Annotated in this window: 12 protein-coding genes; 4 read left to right on the top strand and 8 right to left on the bottom strand. The window is 71.1% G+C overall.

Annotated elements, in window-relative coordinates:
- Nucleotides 1-39: 39 nt before the first annotated feature.
- Together NZH93_RS27915 and NZH93_RS27910 are read right to left on the bottom strand one after the other, a co-directional pair.
- Complete coding sequence (locus NZH93_RS27915) at nucleotides 40-1,191, bottom strand: enolase C-terminal domain-like protein (protein ID WP_259626186.1); 1,152 nt, start codon at nucleotides 1,189-1,191, stop codon at nucleotides 40-42.
- Nucleotides 1,188-2,483, bottom strand: a complete 1,296-nt coding sequence (locus tag NZH93_RS27910; RefSeq protein ID WP_259626185.1) for an ABC transporter substrate-binding protein — start codon at nucleotides 2,481-2,483, stop codon at nucleotides 1,188-1,190. The genes NZH93_RS27915 and NZH93_RS27910 overlap by 4 nt, the downstream gene beginning before the upstream one ends.
- A gap of 134 nt (nucleotides 2,484-2,617) precedes the next feature.
- Here NZH93_RS27910 and NZH93_RS27905 point away from each other — a divergent pair, with 134 nt between their 5' ends.
- Nucleotides 2,618-3,763, top strand: a complete 1,146-nt coding sequence (locus NZH93_RS27905; protein WP_259626184.1) for an RNA-guided endonuclease InsQ/TnpB family protein — start codon at nucleotides 2,618-2,620, stop codon at nucleotides 3,761-3,763.
- Nucleotides 3,764-3,860: 97 nt separating this feature from the next.
- Here NZH93_RS27905 and NZH93_RS27900 read toward each other — a convergent pair whose 3' ends face one another.
- Genes NZH93_RS27900 through NZH93_RS27890 form a run of 3 tightly spaced genes read right to left on the bottom strand, consistent with a single transcriptional unit; the run spans nucleotide 3,861 to nucleotide 7,821 of the window.
- Nucleotides 3,861-4,745, bottom strand: a complete 885-nt coding sequence (locus tag NZH93_RS27900; RefSeq protein WP_259626183.1) for a carbohydrate ABC transporter permease — start codon at nucleotides 4,743-4,745, stop codon at nucleotides 3,861-3,863.
- Nucleotides 4,742-5,647 carry a carbohydrate ABC transporter permease gene (locus NZH93_RS27895; RefSeq protein WP_259626182.1) on the bottom strand — a complete coding sequence of 302 codons (906 nt, stop codon included), beginning with the start codon at nucleotides 5,645-5,647 and terminating at the stop codon, nucleotides 4,742-4,744. The genes NZH93_RS27900 and NZH93_RS27895 overlap by 4 nt, the downstream gene beginning before the upstream one ends.
- Nucleotides 5,644-7,821, bottom strand: a complete 2,178-nt coding sequence (locus NZH93_RS27890) for a pectinesterase family protein (protein WP_259626181.1) — start codon at nucleotides 7,819-7,821, stop codon at nucleotides 5,644-5,646. The genes NZH93_RS27895 and NZH93_RS27890 overlap by 4 nt, the downstream gene beginning before the upstream one ends.
- Before the next feature lie 403 nt (nucleotides 7,822-8,224).
- On the opposite strand from NZH93_RS27890, the gene NZH93_RS27885 reads away from it, so the two are divergent.
- Entirely contained in the window at nucleotides 8,225-9,238 is a 1,014-nt protein-coding gene (locus NZH93_RS27885; protein WP_259626180.1) for a LacI family DNA-binding transcriptional regulator, read from the top strand.
- Between the two features lie 15 nt (nucleotides 9,239-9,253).
- Here NZH93_RS27885 and NZH93_RS50840 read toward each other — a convergent pair whose 3' ends face one another.
- Nucleotides 9,254-11,764, bottom strand: coding sequence for a bifunctional lysylphosphatidylglycerol flippase/synthetase MprF (locus NZH93_RS50840; protein WP_259626179.1), 2,511 nt, complete (start codon nucleotides 11,762-11,764; stop codon nucleotides 9,254-9,256).
- Nucleotides 11,701-12,999: an alpha/beta hydrolase gene (locus NZH93_RS27875; protein ID WP_259626178.1), complete on the bottom strand. Its 1,299-nt coding sequence runs from the start codon at nucleotides 12,997-12,999 to the stop codon at nucleotides 11,701-11,703. The genes NZH93_RS50840 and NZH93_RS27875 overlap by 64 nt, the downstream gene beginning before the upstream one ends.
- Before the next feature lie 186 nt (nucleotides 13,000-13,185).
- Here NZH93_RS27875 and NZH93_RS27870 point away from each other — a divergent pair, with 186 nt between their 5' ends.
- Entirely contained in the window at nucleotides 13,186-13,557 is a 372-nt protein-coding gene (locus NZH93_RS27870) for an STAS domain-containing protein (RefSeq protein WP_259626177.1), read from the top strand.
- Here NZH93_RS27870 and NZH93_RS27865 read toward each other — a convergent pair.
- Complete coding sequence (locus NZH93_RS27865; RefSeq protein ID WP_259626176.1) at nucleotides 13,550-14,443, bottom strand: alpha/beta fold hydrolase; 894 nt, start codon at nucleotides 14,441-14,443, stop codon at nucleotides 13,550-13,552. The genes NZH93_RS27870 and NZH93_RS27865 overlap by 8 nt on opposite strands.
- Before the next feature lie 111 nt (nucleotides 14,444-14,554).
- Between NZH93_RS27865 and NZH93_RS27860 the strand changes: the two genes are divergently transcribed.
- On the top strand, nucleotides 14,555-15,121 hold the full coding sequence (locus tag NZH93_RS27860) for a TetR/AcrR family transcriptional regulator (RefSeq protein WP_259626175.1): 567 nt from the start codon (nucleotides 14,555-14,557) through the stop codon (nucleotides 15,119-15,121).
- The last annotated feature ends 77 nt before the right edge of the window (nucleotides 15,122-15,198 follow it).

The raw sequence follows: 15,198 nt of genomic DNA, 5'->3' as shown, positions 1-15,198 counted from the left end.
CTCAGGATGGAATTGGTTCCCGGCAGGGACGATCCGCGATTACCACGAATCGACGACGTGGGTGGAGACGTGGTCGAGGTTCCAGTCGTCGCCCAGCCCCGGCAGGGTGGGGAGGGCGACGAAACCGTCCTCGTCCAGGTCGTCCACGATCGAATTCAGATGGGGTGGCACGAGGTCGAAGTCCACGTGCGGGTGCAGCAGGCCGCGCTCGTACCACCGGCTCGCGTCGGAGGCGCCGAGGAGCGCCAGGCTGGCCGACCCGTTGCCGTGGACCTCGCAGTCCATCCCGAACGACTCGGCCAGGTGCAGCACCTTGAGCACGGGCGTGATCCCGCCGCACCCGTTGGCGCCCGCCCGGAGGATGTCGCAGGCGCCGGTGCTGACCCACTCCGCGCGGGCCATGTGCTTGCCCCAGGCCACTTCCGGGCCGATCACCGGGACGTCGAGCTGCTCGGCCAGCCAGCGGTAGGAACTCGCGGAAGCCTCCTCCATGGGCTCCTCGAACCAGGAGAAGCCCAGCCGCTGCACGGCCCGGCCCAGTTCGAGCGCCTCGGTCCGCCGGTACCAGTGGTTCGCGTCGAGCATCAGCTCGACGTCCGGGCCGACGGCCTCGCGCACCGCCTCGCACGCCTCGACGTCCATCCGCACGCTCGGGGCGCCCGGCACCGGCGGCATCCAGGTGTGCAGCTTGATCGCCCGGTAACCCTGCCCCACCAGGCGCTTCGCGAACGCCGCGTAGTCCTGCGGCGAGGCGAGCCCACCGGGGGTGGTGTCGCCGCACATCGTGCTGGCGTACGCGGGAACCCGGTCGCGGGCACCGCCGAGCAGCTTCCACACCGGCAGGTCGACCCGGCGCCCGACGAGGTCCCAGAGCGCCTGGTCCACGTACCCGAGCGCCCGGTCGGTGAACCCGCCGTGCGCGCCCCGCTGGCGGTGCGCCAGCTCGCGCCACAGCCGTTCCCGGTCCCACGGGTCCTGCCCGAGCAGCACCGGCCGGACGTGCTTCTCCAGGACGCTCGGCCGGACCTGGTCGGGCTGCACCTGGCAGTACCCGGTCACCCCGTCCGCGTCGGTGATCTCCAGCAGGGCCTCGCGCACCTCGTGCGGCTCGCTGGGGTGCCGGTGGCCACCCTCGTCGATGGCGGTGTGCGCGGTGGTCGTGAAGACCCGGGCCCGCACCGACGTGATCACTTCCGCCCCTCCCATTCCTTCTGGGCCTCGGACAGCTTGTCCGCGAGCCCCTTGAGGAACTCCTGCGCGGAGAGCTGGCCGAGCAGCACCTTCTGGTACGCGGGCTCGCTGTCGGTCTTGGTGATCGAGGAGTACTGGGGCAGGTAGACCGGCGCGGCCACGAGCTTGGTCGCCGGGTCCTCCAGCACGTTGAGCGCCATCTTCACCGGCTGGTTGGTCTCGATCCACTTCTCGGAGCGCACGTCGGTGTTGGCCGGGATCTGGCCGACCTTCTCGTTCCAGTAGCTGTTGGACTCCTGCGACACCAGGAACTCGACGAACTTCCAGGCGGCGTCGGTGTTCTTGCTCCCCTTGAAGACCGCGAAGCCGTCGGTCGGGTTGGGCACGACGGTCTTCTTGCCCGACGGCCCCACGGGCAGGGTGATGGCGCCGACCTTGTCCGTGCCGAGCGCCTTCGTGACGTCGGAGTACGAGCCCAGGTTGTGGTGCATCATCGCGACCGAGCCGCCGGTGAACTGGGCGACCATCTGGGTGTAGTTGTTGTTGACGTCCGCCTCGGGCGTGGCCTTCTTGTACAGCTCCGCGACCTTGCGCAGCAGCTCCGCGTTCGCCGGGTCGTCGACGGTGCTCCTGGTGCCGTCGAAAAACTTCTCCACACCGGAGTAGGCGTAGGTCTCGGTGAGCAACTGGAACACCGAGCCCGCGCCGCCGCGGATCGTGTAGCCGTAGCGGTTGGCGCCGACGTCGGTCAGCTTCGTCGCCCGGTCGACCAGCTCGTCCCACGTCTTCGGCGGCGTCAGACCGGCGGCCTCGAACCAGTCCTTGCGGAACCAGATCACGTCCAGGTTGCCCGAGGAGGGCGCCGAGTACAGCTTGTTGTCCGGCGCGGTCTGCCGCACGGTCTCGACCAGGCTCGGCAGCAGCTTCCCCTTCAACGGCCCGGAGTCCACGCGGTCGTCGAGCGGTTCCAACGCGTCCTGGCCGACCAGGTTGGCCAGGTACGACGTCGTCACGCCCCCGACGTCCGGCACCGATCCGCCCGCGATGGCGGTGTCGTACTTCTGCTGCACGGACGCGCTCGGCACACCCACGTACTCGACCTTGATGGTCGGGTTCGCCGCCTCGAACCGCTTGATCAGCTCCTCGTAGATCGGCGTACGACCAGGACCGCCGTTGTTGTCCCAGAACGTGATCGTGGCGTTGCCCCCGGCAGCGCCCCCGCCCGCGTCCGAACAGCCCGCGAGCACCAGGCCAAGCGACAGGACGACCGCTGCCGCACGACGGATTCTCATCGAAACCCCAATCGGTGGATACCCCGGTCTTCAAGCCGAGGAGGAGTCGATCTGCGGATGGTGTAGCTGGAGTCCGGGTCCGAAGTGGACGGGCGACGCCGGTCGCCTCCGATAGACCGGGTAGTCTGCTGGGCGTGTCGGGGGCGGTGGTGAAGCGTGCGTACCGCTACCGCTTCTACCCCGATCAGGAGCAAGCGGTGGAGTTGTCGCGGACGTTCGGCTGCGTCCGGCTGGTGTACAACCGGGCGTTGGAGGCTCGCACCACCGCGTGGCGTCAGGAGCAGCGCAGAGTCGGCTACGGCGATACCTCGGCGTTGCTCACCGCGTGGAAGCGGACCCAGGACCTGGCGTTCCTGAACGAGGTGTCGTCGGTGCCGTTGCAGCAGTGCCTGCGGCACTTGCAGAAGGCGTTCACCCGGTTCTTCGACAAGCAGGCCAACCACCCGAGGTTCAAGTCCCGCAAGAAGTCGCGGGCGTCGGCCGAGTACACGCGGTCCGGGTTCCGGTGGCGCGACGGTCAGCTCACCTTGGCCAAGATGGACCAGCCGTTGGCGATCGTGTGGTCGCGTCCGCTGCCCGAGGGCGCTGAACCCTCCACGGTGACGGTGTCGCGGGACCCGGCCGGTCGATGGCACGTGTCGATCCTGGTCGAGACCACCATCGACCACCTCGCCCCGACCACGGCCCAGATCGGTGTCGACGCCGGACTGATGTCGCTGCTGACCTTGTCCACCGGGGAAAAGATCGCCAACCCGAGGCACGAGCGCCGCGAGCGGGTGGCGTTGGCTCGTGCGCAACGGAACCTGGCCCGCAAGGCCAAGGGCTCCAACAACCGGGACAAGGCCCGCACCAAGGTTGCCCGCGTGCACGCCCGGATCGCCGACCGACGGCGGGACCTGCTGCACAAGCTGACCACTCGACTCGTTCGTGAGAACCAAACGATCGTGATCGAGGACCTCGCGGTCTGCGGCATGGTCCGCAACCACAGCCTGGCGCGCGCCATCAGCGACGCGTCCTGGTCGAGGTTCCGGTCCTTGCTGACCTACAAAGCCGCCTGGTACGGCCGCACGGTGATCGCGGTGGACCGGTGGTATCCCTCCAGCAAGACCTGCTCGCGATGTGGGCACCTGCTCGACACGCTGCCTTTGGGCGTGCGGGAGTGGACCTGTCCCGGTTGCGGTGTGGTCCACGATCGGGACGTCAACGCCGCACGGAACATCCTGGCCGCCGGACGGGCGGTCACAGCCTGCGGAGACGGAGTCAGACCGAACCGGCGCTAGTCGGTGAGGCATCTGTCGGAACCTCCCTTCCGGGGAGAGGAAACAGGAACCGTTCGCTGTGAGGCGGATGGGAATCCCGCCTTTCTGGGGGAGGACGTCAACCCTTTACCGCGCCTGCGCTCAGTCCCTGCACCAGGAACCGCTGGACGACGGCGAACACGAGCACGACCGGCACCGCAGCGACGACGCCGCCTGCCGCGAGTGCCCCGAAGTCGGTGTTGAACTCGCCGAGCGCGTAGCTGAGCCCGACCGGCAGGGTGAACTTGTCCTGCCTGCCCGCGAACATGAGCGCGAACAGGAAGTTGTTCCAGGCCCCGATGAACGCGAACGACCCGACCGCGACCAGCGCGGGGCGCAGCAGGGGCAGGGTGATGGCGAAGAACGCCCGCAGCCTGGTGCAGCCGTCGACCATGGCGGCCTCCTCCAGTTCCACCGGGATGTTGCGCACGAAGCCGCTCATCAGGATCAGCGCCAGCGGTAGCTGGAAGGCGGTGTCGGCGATGACCAGGCCGGTCAGGCTGTTGAGCAGCCCGACGTTCTTGAAGATCACGAACAGCGGGATGAGCATCATCGCGCCGGGGACGAACTGGGTGCACAGCAGCGCGAGCAGGAAGACCCGCTGGCCGCGGAACCGGAAGCGCGCCAGGGCGTAGCCGCCCATCAGCGCCAGCACGCTCACCACACCGAGCGTGCCGACGGCGACGACGAGGCTGTTGACGAAGAACACGCCGAACCCGAGGCCGTTCCACACGGTGTCGAAGTGCTCGAACGTGATCGGCCACGGCACCAGCGCCGTCGACCCGGTGGGGCGGAAGGCGAAGACGAGCATCCAGTAGAACGGCACCAGCGTGAACAGCAGGTACAGCCCCAGCGGCAGGTACAGCCGCCAGCTCCGGCCGGGCTCGCCGCGACGTTTGTTGCGCGGCGGGGTGTCCCGGTGCGGAGGGTCGACCTCGATCGGCCGGACGAGGGTCTCGGTCATTGTCGGCTCCCGAACTTGGACACCCGCAGGTAGAGGATCGAGAAGAACAGGAGGATCACGAAGCCCGCGACCGTGAGCGCCGAGCCGTAGCCGAAGTCGTGGGAGTCCACGGCCTTCCGCGCCACGTACAGCGGCAGCGTGGTCGTCTGGTTCGCCGGTCCGCCGCCGGTGAGGGTGTAGATCAGGTCGACGTTGTTGAACTCCCACACCGCGCGCAGCAGCGTGGACAGCACGATCGCGTCGCGCAGGTGGGGCAGGGTGACGCTGAGGAAGCGCCGCCAGCGGTTCGCGCCGTCCACGGACGCGGCCTCGTAGAGGTCCTTCGGGATCGTCTGGAGGTCGGCCAGCAGCAGGATGGCGAAGAACGGCACACCGCGCCACAGCTCGGCGACCACCGTCGCCGGGAACACCGTGTCCGGGTTGCCGAGCACCGACGTGCCGTGGTCGCCGACGCCGAGGTTCGCCAGCTCCTGGAACACCCCGGTCGACGGGTTGTACAGCAGGATCCAGATGCCGGTCGTCAGCACGCCCGACACGGCCCACGGCGAGAACACCAGCGACCGCGCCACCGCCCGGCCGATGAACGTCTCGTTGACGATCAGCGCCAGCGCCAGTCCGAGCAGGAGTTGCAGCCCGACCTGCACGACGACCCACTTGGCGCTGAACAGCAGGCTCTGCCAGAACAGCGGGTCGTCGGTCAGCATCCGGCGGAAGTTGTCCAGCCCGGCGAAGCCGTTCTTCCACGGCTGCGTCACGTTGTAGCGCTGGAGGCTGTAGTAGAGCACGCTGCTGATCGGGTAGACCAGGAACGCGGCCAGCACGCCCACCGTCGGCAGGATCAGCGCGTACGGCGCCCACTCCCGCCGTTTCCGGCGGCGAGGCGGTGTAGCCAGAGCCGTCACGAGGGGTTCCACCCGTCGGTCCCGGCCAGGTACGCGCGCACGGTGTAGCGGGCGGCGTCGGCCGTCGAGAGTTGCGGCCGGTCGGTGCCGGTGCCCGCGCCGGGGCCGGTGTTGCGGTACTCGGCGAACCTGGCGTCCCGCCAGGAGAAGCCGGACATGTCGGTCCACGGCGCCGCCTTGACCGCCGCGGGCAGCACGGTGTCGCGGACGACGACCTGCGCGATGGCGTCGACGTCGCCGCCGGGGTGCCACGGCCTGCCCAGGTAGTAGGTGCGGGCCTTGGCGTTGCTCACGACGGTGCTGTTGATGATCAGGAAGCCGAACGGGTTGTCGCGGCGGGTGCTGGCCGCGGTGAGGTAGCCGTTCGGGTCGCCGCCCCGGTCGAGCGCGGTGATGGTGGCCCGGTCGAACACGGCGGTCGCGCGGCCGAACAGGAAGTCCACGTCACCGCTGATCGCGCAGTCCCGGTAGTACTGCCTGGCCCGCGTGCCGACGGCGGGGGAGTCGGCGTAGAGGGTGTCCTGGTGGCCCAGGAAGGTCACGCGGTCGAACAGCATCCGGTCGCCGGTGGCCTTCACCGCGACGGCCTGCGTGGCGGTGATCTCCGGGTGCTTCGCGCGGTCGAAGGAGTTGCGGAACGTCAGGTCCCGCGCGGTGAGGTCGTTCGCCGCCAGGGTCGCCGTCGCGCTCCCGGTCGTGCCGTACGTGCTGCCGTCGGGCTTCTTGGTGCCGCTGGCGTTGTCGTAGTCGATGACCACGTCGGAGGCTCGGCCCGTGGACCCGCGCAGCACGAGGCCCTTCTTGCTCGCGGGCACGGTGATCACCTCGCGGTAGACGCCCGGCTGGAGCGTGATCACCGCCCCGGCGGGTGCCGCGTCGATCGCCGACTGCACGGTCGCGAACGCGCCGACGCCGTGCACCGTGACGCCGGGGGGTTGGGCCCCGGCCCGGAGGTGGGCGATCCGGTGCGTGGGTTCCAGGCCCCGGTCCAGCGTCGGGGTCCAGCCCGCGTCGGCGCCCAGCGGCGTGCTCGGGTTCGCGGCGTTGAACGCGGCCAGCAGGCTGATCGGCTTGCCGTCGACGAGCGTGCCGCGCTCGGTCATCGCGGTGCCGCCCCAGTTGTACACGGCCTGCTCGGGCTTCGCCCCGCCGCGGAACCGGAAGTAGTTGTTCTGCGCGTAGACGGCGGAGTTCACGCCGACGCCCCAGGAGTAGACGTGGTGGTCCCGCGGCTCGTAGAGGTTGTTGTAGACGTGCACCTGGCCGAACCGGACCCTGGGCGCGCGTTCCCCGACGTCGCGGAAGACGTTGTGGTGCACCGAGACGCGCAGCTTGCCGGGGTCGGTGGTCGAGGTGTTCGACGAGCCGATCAGCATCGTCTTGGAGTGGTCCTCGAAGACGTTGCGCGACGCCGTGACCAGGTCCGAGCCGGTGGTGATGTCGAGTTGGCCGTCGTGCGCCTGGTACGGCCGTCCGAAGAGGACGGGCGCGGCGCTGTCCGGGTTCGGCTGGTCGGTGAACGTGTTCCCGTCGACCCACACGTGCGTGGCCCGTTGCAGCGACACCGAGTCGTACAGCGAGTTCCAGTTGCCGGGGGCCTGGCCGGGGGAGTTGTCGTTCGGGTCCCAGCGCGGGAAGCAGTCGGCGGTGTCGCGGAAGGTCAGGTTGCGGACGATCACGTTGTCCGCGCCGTGGATCCGCAGGCTGCCACCGGTGATCCCGGCGCCCCGCCCGAGGCCGACGATGGTGGTGTTCGAGGTGACGGTGAGCCCGATCGTCGCGCCCTGCTTGGCCGCCGACGCCGCGCGGGCGTCCTCCAGCGGCCCGGACGGGTCCTGGTCGCGGCCCCAGACGGCGGGGTCGTAGGCCGCCAGGTAGGCCTCCCGCGTGTAGCCGTCGACGGCGAAGTCCTCGCAGCGCAGGGGGTTCCCGGCGTCGTCGGTGTTGGCCTCGATCACACCGGTGACGCGGACGATCTTCGGGGCGGTGTCGGCCAGCGCGGTGACCAGCTCGGCCCGGTTCCGGACGGTGTGCACGTGCTCCGCCGTCGCCGTCGAACCGCCCGTGGTGCCGGTGCCGCTGGACGCCCAGCCGTCCCCCGCGGGCAGCACCTGCCTGCCGAGATCGGACCCCGACGCGCTCGCGGCGGGTACCGCGACCGCTAATGCGCCCATTGTCGACAACGCGAGCGCACATATCGTCAAGCGCATGGCGGTGTGCCTTTCCTGGTCGTTGCAGAGGTCTGGACAACTCGGTGCACAGTGGTTTGGACCGGTGGTAATTCATGGATATGAACGCCGTCCAGACTCGTGAAACGGATATTACGAATGTGTGTGCTTTGCGTCAATGAATTGGTTCGCCGAATTGGCCTGTTCGATAATTCGACAATTCATTCGACGGAATTCGAGTCGAAGGCGTTCGAAGGGGTTCAGCGGGTCGACCGCGCCTGCGGCGCGAGGGTGAAACCGTCTCGTGGACGTGTCGCCGCTTCCCAATGGGGGCTTACGGTCGTGCCGGGTCGAGCCGTAGCCTGCGGTAGACCAATCACTGGGTACTCACCGGTAGCGAGGGGCGCGCGTGGTCACGATCGCCGATGTGGCGCGGCATGCGGGCGTCGCGCCGAGCACCGTGTCCTACGTCCTGACGGGCAGGCGGTCCATCTCGGCCGCCACGAAGGAACGGGTGCACGCCAGCGTTCGGCTGCTCGGGTACCGGGCGTCGGCCCCCACCCGCACCCCCAACGGGGCCGCGGCGGGCGTGCTGGCGATGGTGCTCCCGCTGCGGGACGGCATGAACATGCCCGTGGTGACCCAGTTCGTGATCGCGGTCGCCAGCGCGGCCAGGAGGCACGGGCAGGACGTGCTGCTGCTGACGGCCGACGAGGGCGCCGACGGCGTGCGGCGGGTCGCCGAGAGCGGCCGCGTCGACGGGCTGATCGTGATGGACGTCGAGATGCACGACGAGCGGGTGCCGGTGCTGCTCGACCTCGACCAGCCCGCCGTCCTCATCGGGGTTCCCGCCGACGCCACCGGGTTGACGTGCGTCGACCTGGACTTCGCCGCGGCGGGCGCGCGGAGCGTGGACCACCTGGCCGACCTCGGCCACCGCTCCCTCGCGCTGCTGGGCGCGCCGAGATCGGTCTACCGCAGGGACACCGGGTTCGCCCACCGGGCCATGGCCGGGTTCAGCGCGGCGGCCATGCGCCGGGGCGTCGCGGTCACCACGTCACCGGTCGAGCACGACGCCCCGGCCGTCCGGCGGCTCGTCACCGACCTGCTCCGCGACCACCCGGCGCTCACGGGTCTGGTGGTGCACAACGAGACCTCGCTGCCGCTGGTGGTGGACACCCTGCGGTCGCTGGGCCGCCGGATCCCCGAGGACGTCTCGGTGGTCGCGCTCTGCCCGGACGACGTGGCCGAACGCGTCGGCCCCCCGCTCACGTCGGTCAACATCCCGGCGGACGAACTCGGCCACGAGGCCGTGGCCCTGTTGCGCCGCAAGCTCGACGGCGAACCCGTGCAGGCGCTCACCCTGCTGCCGCCCAGGCTGACCGACCGGGCCAGCGCCGGACGTCGACCGGTCAGGGGCTGACCGGGAGCGCGGCCGTCACCCGCGGTGGTCGACCGCGGTCCGGTCCCGCTTGCCCTCCCAGCCGATGATGACCTTGCCCGCGAGCCGCAGGCCCTGGCGCGCGCTGAGGTCCGGCAGGTACGCGCGGCTCACGGCGTTCGCGATGCGGGGGAGGGCCGCGGAATCCGGGTAGGCCATGAACATCGGGTGGTAGACCGGTTGGAACTTCGCCTTGAACGCGAACAGGGACCGGAAGCCGTACACCGGTTCCAGCACCCGGCCGGTGAAGTCCAGCACCCGTTGCAGGCCGCACGGCCGCTCGCCCCGGTCCAGCCGGGCCAGCGGCGCGCCGGACAGGCTCAGGAACAGCGCGCCCTCCGCCTTCAGCGTGGTGGCGGCCGACGCGATCAGGAACTCCATCGAGCCGCGAAAACCGTCCGACCGGCGGCGCATGAAGTCCAGCGTCCAGCCCGCGACCTCGCCGTCCCGGTACACCGGCAGCCAGCTCGTGACGCCGTGGACCGTCCGGTCCGCGTCCACCGCGACCAGGCACCGCACGCCCTCGCCCGACAGCTCCTCCAGGCCGCCGAGCGTGAACCCCATCTCCGGCAGGCCCTTGTCCGCCACCCACTCCTCGGAGATCGCCCGGACCTGGTCGGTGATCGCGTGCGGGGCGTCGGGGTAGCTCCACCACTCGGCGGTGACGCCCGCCTTCGCGGCCTTGTTCAGCGCGGTCCGCACGTCCTGCCACTTCTTGCCGGTGAACGCCAGGTCCGCCAACGGGATCACGGTGTCCTCGGCGACCTGCACGGTGCTCCACCCGTGCGCGTCCACGGCGTCCCGCAGCTCCTCGCCGATGCTGTAGAGGCACGGCGTCCACCCCTGGCGGCCGCAGAACTCGGCGAAGCCGAGCACCGCCTCCCGCCGCGTGTCCGGCGGCCCGATCGGGTCGCCGACGGTGAGCGCGATCGTCGCCACCACCCGGTAGGCGATCACCGCCCGGCCGTCGCGGGTGAACCAGTGGTGGTTGCCGCTCCAGGTCGTCATGTACGACAGCGACGTGCCGCCGTGGCGCCGCACCAGTTCGCGCGCCCGTGCCGCGGCGGTCACCTCGTCGGTGTGGCGGGCCCGCCACGCGGCCTGGAGCATCGCGCCGAGCACGACGAGCCAGAAGACGACCCCGGTGTACTCGAACAGCACCGTCGCGACCAGGTCGTCCGCGCTGAACCGCATCGGCAGCAGACCGAGGTAGCCGGGTGGCAGGAACCGCGCGGGCAGGTCCGCCAGCAGGTCGGCGAACCCCGGCGCCGGGGTGAACTGGTCGCGCACCAGGTAACCGCCGCCGACGTACAGGCCGCTCAACGCCAGCAGGCCGCCCACCGTCAGCGCCCAGAACCGGCGCACCGGCGTGACCACGGGGAAGTGACCGCGGGTCAGCAGCAGCACGACCACCATCGCCACGGGCAGAAGAAACGGCACGCCGTACGCCACGACCAGGCCCGGCGTGGCCCACCCGCCCGCGAAGTCGACCATCTCGACCACGTACCAGCCCAGCAGGCCCGCCATCGCCAGGTTCACCAGGACCGCGCCCCACCAGGCGAACCGCCTGCCCCGGCGCAGCCCCTCGGCCAGCGCGAGCAGCACCAGCACGGGCAGCACCGACATCACCATCGACGGGAAGCGGCCGTAGGAGGCCTGGACGGCGGCGGTGCGGCACAGCTCGACCAGGTCCGGCTCCGCGCAGTAGGCGACGACGGCGTCCGCGTCGGGCTGCGGCACCGCGAGGACGTCGGCGAACCACGCCAGCGGCCCGTTCGCGTACGGCGACAGGAGCGCGACGACCGGGCCGAGCGCGGTCGCGGTGAGCAGCAGCGCCACCAGCACCCGCGTCTCCTCGTGCGATGGCGCGGACGGGGCCGCCTTCCGGCGTCCGGCGACCACGCCGAGCAGCAGCCCGATGACCCCGCCCGCCAGTCGCAGCACGTCCTCCAGGTAGCCGGAGTACAGCGCCAGCACCAGCAGGCCGATCACCAGCAGCAGGCGCACGCGTCGCCGCCAGTGCGCGGGCAGCCGGTGGCTCAGCGCGAGCGCCAGACCCACCACGCCCGCCGACGGGACCGTGGCCACGTCGCCGTCCAGGTAGGTCAGCCACTCCCACTCGGTGGCCGCTCCCGCCGTCACGACCACGGCGCCCGCCAGGCAGCCGAGCACGTGCGAGGCGGTGAACACGAGCGCGGCCCGCAGCGAACCGAACTCGCGCTCCGCGAGCGGGCCGAACACGACGAGCAGCGCGGTCGTGGCCAGGTAGCCCAGCGCGTTCATGCACCACAGCGCCGACGTGACCAGCGTCCACGGTCCCGAGGACGTGCCGAAGCCCACCGAGCCGAGCAGCTCGTCCGGCGGACCCGACAGGAGGCTGCCGGTCACCGCGCCGACGCCCCACAGCAGGGCGACCAGGCCCGCGGTGAACGGGGCCCGGCGGATCAGCCGCCCAAGCCGGTGCGCTCCCCGAGCCAGGGCAGCGCGTCGACCAGGCCCGACCGCCACACCCTCCAGTCGTGCGCGCCGGGCAGTTCCCTCCAGCGCACGTCCATCCCCGCCCGAAGACATGCCTCGTACACCTCTCGATCGTCGTCGCGGTAGGTGGCGTCGTCCCGGCCCGCGACGACCATCCCCTGCGTGTCGGGGAAGCGGGTCCGCGCCAGTACGTCCAGCGGGTTCACCCGGCGGAACGCCGCCTCGTCGCCGCCGAACGCCGCGCGGACGGTGTCGGCTCGGGTCCCGAGCGTCGGTTCGCGCTGCCCGGACAGGTCGATGAACCGCGCGTAGACCTCGGGGGCCCGCACGGCGAGCTGGAACGAGCAGGTGCCGCCCTGCGACAGGCCCGCGATCGTCCACGCGCCGCGCGACCCGTTGACCTGGAGCCGGTTCCTGATCCAGCCGGGCACGTCCTTCGCCAGGTAGGTCTCGACCTTGCCCAGGGGTGAGTCCAGACACATCGGGTTGGCCGTCGTGGAGCCGAGCTGGTCGGGCACGACGACGATCGGTGCGAGGCCGCGGTGCAGCCGGGCGTAGGCGTCCAGGTGGCGCGCCAGCTCACCGGCGTCGAACCAGTCGTGCGGCGTTCCGGGCTGCCCGGAGAGCAGCACGAGCACGGGCAGCCGGGGCCGGTTCGCGGCGGCGTAGGCGGGCGGCAGGTAGACCATCGCGGGCCGCGGCCGGTAGTCGGTGCTCGACGGGATGGGCGTCTCGGAGACGGTCCCGCGCACCGGCAGGTCGGCGGGCGGCGACCACACGTCGGCGAGCCCCTTGCCCGGCGGCACGGTGAGCAGACCGGTCGCGGGCGGGGCGGCCACGTCCAGCGGAACGGTGGTCGAGGAGCCGAGCGCCGTCCGCAGGGTGGAGTACTGGCCGAAGTGCTGGTTCACCCCCGACAGGCCGCTGACCAGCACGACCAGTGCCGCCACCGCGCTGAGCGCGCGCCGCGGCCACCGGTCGTGCCGCCACCGGGCGACCGCCAGCACGACGCCGAGCACGACCACGCCGAGGCACACCGGCACCACGGCGGGCAGCGGCTCCGGGAACGGCTTCCACACCCGGTCCACGATCAACGCCACCCCGACGGCCAGCAGCGCGCACGCGGCGGCGCTGATCGGGACGACCCTCGTCCACCACGTGCGCCCGCGGGCGGCGAGGAGGGCGACGCCGGCGGCGGCGCCGCACACGGCGACGACCACGGGGACCGGCCCGGTGATGAGGGAGAGCTCCAGCGGGCTGGTCATCACGGTCCTGTCGGCGTCGGGTAGGTACCCCTCTGAGCCTCCGCTCGTCCGCGCCGCCGCGCATCGGTCGTTCGGCTGTTCCGCGTCATCCTCCGGGTTGACCGCGGATCACCGCCGAGGCGGACAACCCATCGGCGGGCGATGCGTTGACGTGCGGGCGGGCCTGGTCGGCATTAGGTTCGTCCCATGGGGACAGAGCAGGCCGCCGCGGCCGACCACGAGACGATTTCCGGCAGTCAGGAGGTTCGCGACGACGTCGTGCTGCTGACCGTGAAGGGGGAGGTGGACGTCGCCACGGCGCCGAAGCTGCGCGAGTGGCTGGACGAGGCCTTCGCCGCGAAGAAGTCGGCGGTGGTGCTGGACCTCATCGGCGTCGAGTTCTTCGGCTCGGTCGGACTGGCGATGCTGGTCGAGTACCACGGCCGGGGTGAGCTGGACGAGATCGAGCTGCGCACCGTGGCGCCCGCGAGAGCCGTCGCGGGGCCGATCTACCTGACCACGCTGGACAAGGTGCTCAAGCTCTACCCCGACACCGCCGGGGCCCTCGCCGCTAGCTGAGGAAGTCGAGCAGCGCCTTCAGCAGCTCGTCCGGTGCCTCCTCCGGCACGAAGTGGCCGACACCCGGCAGCACGAGCCCGGTCACGTCCGCGGCCACGGCGCGCATGGTCTGCTCGACCACCGCTCCGGAACTCCGCTCGCCGCCGATCGCCAGCACGGGCATCGCCAGCTTCGCGCCCCGCGTCCGCTCGACCACCTGCGGGGTGCTCTCCTCGCTGCGGTAGAACTCGAAGCTCGCGCGCAGTGCCGCGGGGTCGCGCAGCACGTCCACGTAGACGTCCACCGCCTCCTGGGGGATCGCCCGCGGTGACGCGGCCTTCGACGCGAACTGGTGGCCGAAGTAGACCTCCTCGCGCCCGGACACCATGCGTTCGTTGACGTCGGCGAGCCGGTTGAACGCGAAGTGCCAGAGCCGCTCGTTCGTGGCGGTGTCCATCAGCAGCGGCGGCGACGGCGTGACACCGGGCAGGATGGCCTCCGAGACGGCCAGCGACGTGACCCGCTCGGGGTGGTCCGCCGCCAGCACGTAACCGATCATCATGCCCACGTCGTACCCGAGGACGGCGAACCGCTCGTGGCCGAGCGCGGTCATCACCGCCGACGCGTCCGAGGCGAGCGTGACGGCGTCGTAGCCGGTCGCGGGCTTGTCGGAGGCCCCGGTGCCGCGGGTGTCGAGCGCGATCACGGTGAAGCGGTCGGCCAGCGCGGGCATGACGAGCCGGAAGCTGTACCAGAACTGGGGCCACCCCGGCAGCAGGAGCAGCGGCGGGCCGTCGCCGCCGACGACGGCGTGCAGGGTGACGCCGTCGACCGGCACGAACTCGCTGCGGAACCGGTCGGTGAAGCCCTCGGGCAGGTGCGGGACACCGGTCACGTCGTGGGGCATGGGTCCTCCATCTGTTGAGCGGATACTTCATCCGCTGGTGGCCGAACCGTAGCACGTGAACGGATAGTTCATCCTTTAGGTTGGGGTATCCGTTCCCGGTAGGGTGGAGGCGTGCCGCCCGAACCGCCGCGCAGGGCCGACTCCCTGCGCATCCGCGCCCGCCTGCTGGCCGAAGCCCGCCTGGTGCTCGCCGAGACCGGGGTTCCGCTCCAGCTCAACGACCTCGCCCGCCGCGCGGGCGTCGGCGTCGGCACGGTGTACCGGCACTTCGCCACCAGCCAGGCCCTGGTGGAGGCGCTGGCGGTCGTGCGGCTGGAGGACATGCTCGCGGTGGCCAGACGAGCGGCGGCCGAAGCCGACCCGTGGGCCGGGATCGTGCTCGTGCTGCGCGAACAGGTGCGGCTGGAGGTCGAGTACGCCGAGGTCCGGGAGGTCCTCGCCGCCACCTACGACACCCACCCGGCCACCTCGACCGCCAAGGCCGAGCTGGAGGAGATCACCACCGGCCTGCTGAGCAGAGCTCAGGCGGCCGGGCTGGTCCGGGCCGACCTCGGGGCCGGGGACCTGCGCAGGCTCATGTGCGGGGTGGGGTACGCGGCGAACATCGGCGACGGCGACCACGCGGCGCTGGCCGAGCTGTACCTGCGGGTGCTGTGCGCGGGGATCAAGACCGGCTGACCGGGTGGTTCGGGCGATTCCAGGCCGGGAACGGGCAGTTGTGCGGATCGGGGTAGTGCCGCGGGGTGGTCGGGCCA

The organism is Umezawaea endophytica, from assembly GCF_025061645.1.
GTDB lineage: Bacteria > Actinomycetota > Actinomycetes > Mycobacteriales > Pseudonocardiaceae > Umezawaea > Umezawaea endophytica.
The sequence above is the reverse complement of the archived record's forward strand: the minus strand, read 5'-3'. Positions and strand labels throughout refer to the sequence as shown.

Coding starts and splice junctions, on each gene's coding strand:
- NZH93_RS27910 (WP_259626185.1), bottom strand. CDS start 2,483: ATGAGAATCCGTCGTGCGGCAGCGGTCGTCCTGTCGCTTGGCCTGGTG.
- NZH93_RS27865 (WP_259626176.1), bottom strand. CDS start 14,443: ATGCCCCACGACGTGACCGGTGTCCCGCACCTGCCCGAGGGCTTCACC.
- NZH93_RS27870 (WP_259626177.1), top strand. CDS start 13,186: ATGGGGACAGAGCAGGCCGCCGCGGCCGACCACGAGACGATTTCCGGC.
- NZH93_RS27890 (WP_259626181.1), bottom strand. CDS start 7,821: ATGGGCGCATTAGCGGTCGCGGTACCCGCCGCGAGCGCGTCGGGGTCC.
- NZH93_RS27900 (WP_259626183.1), bottom strand. CDS start 4,745: ATGACCGAGACCCTCGTCCGGCCGATCGAGGTCGACCCTCCGCACCGG.
- NZH93_RS27875 (WP_259626178.1), bottom strand. CDS start 12,999: ATGACCAGCCCGCTGGAGCTCTCCCTCATCACCGGGCCGGTCCCCGTG.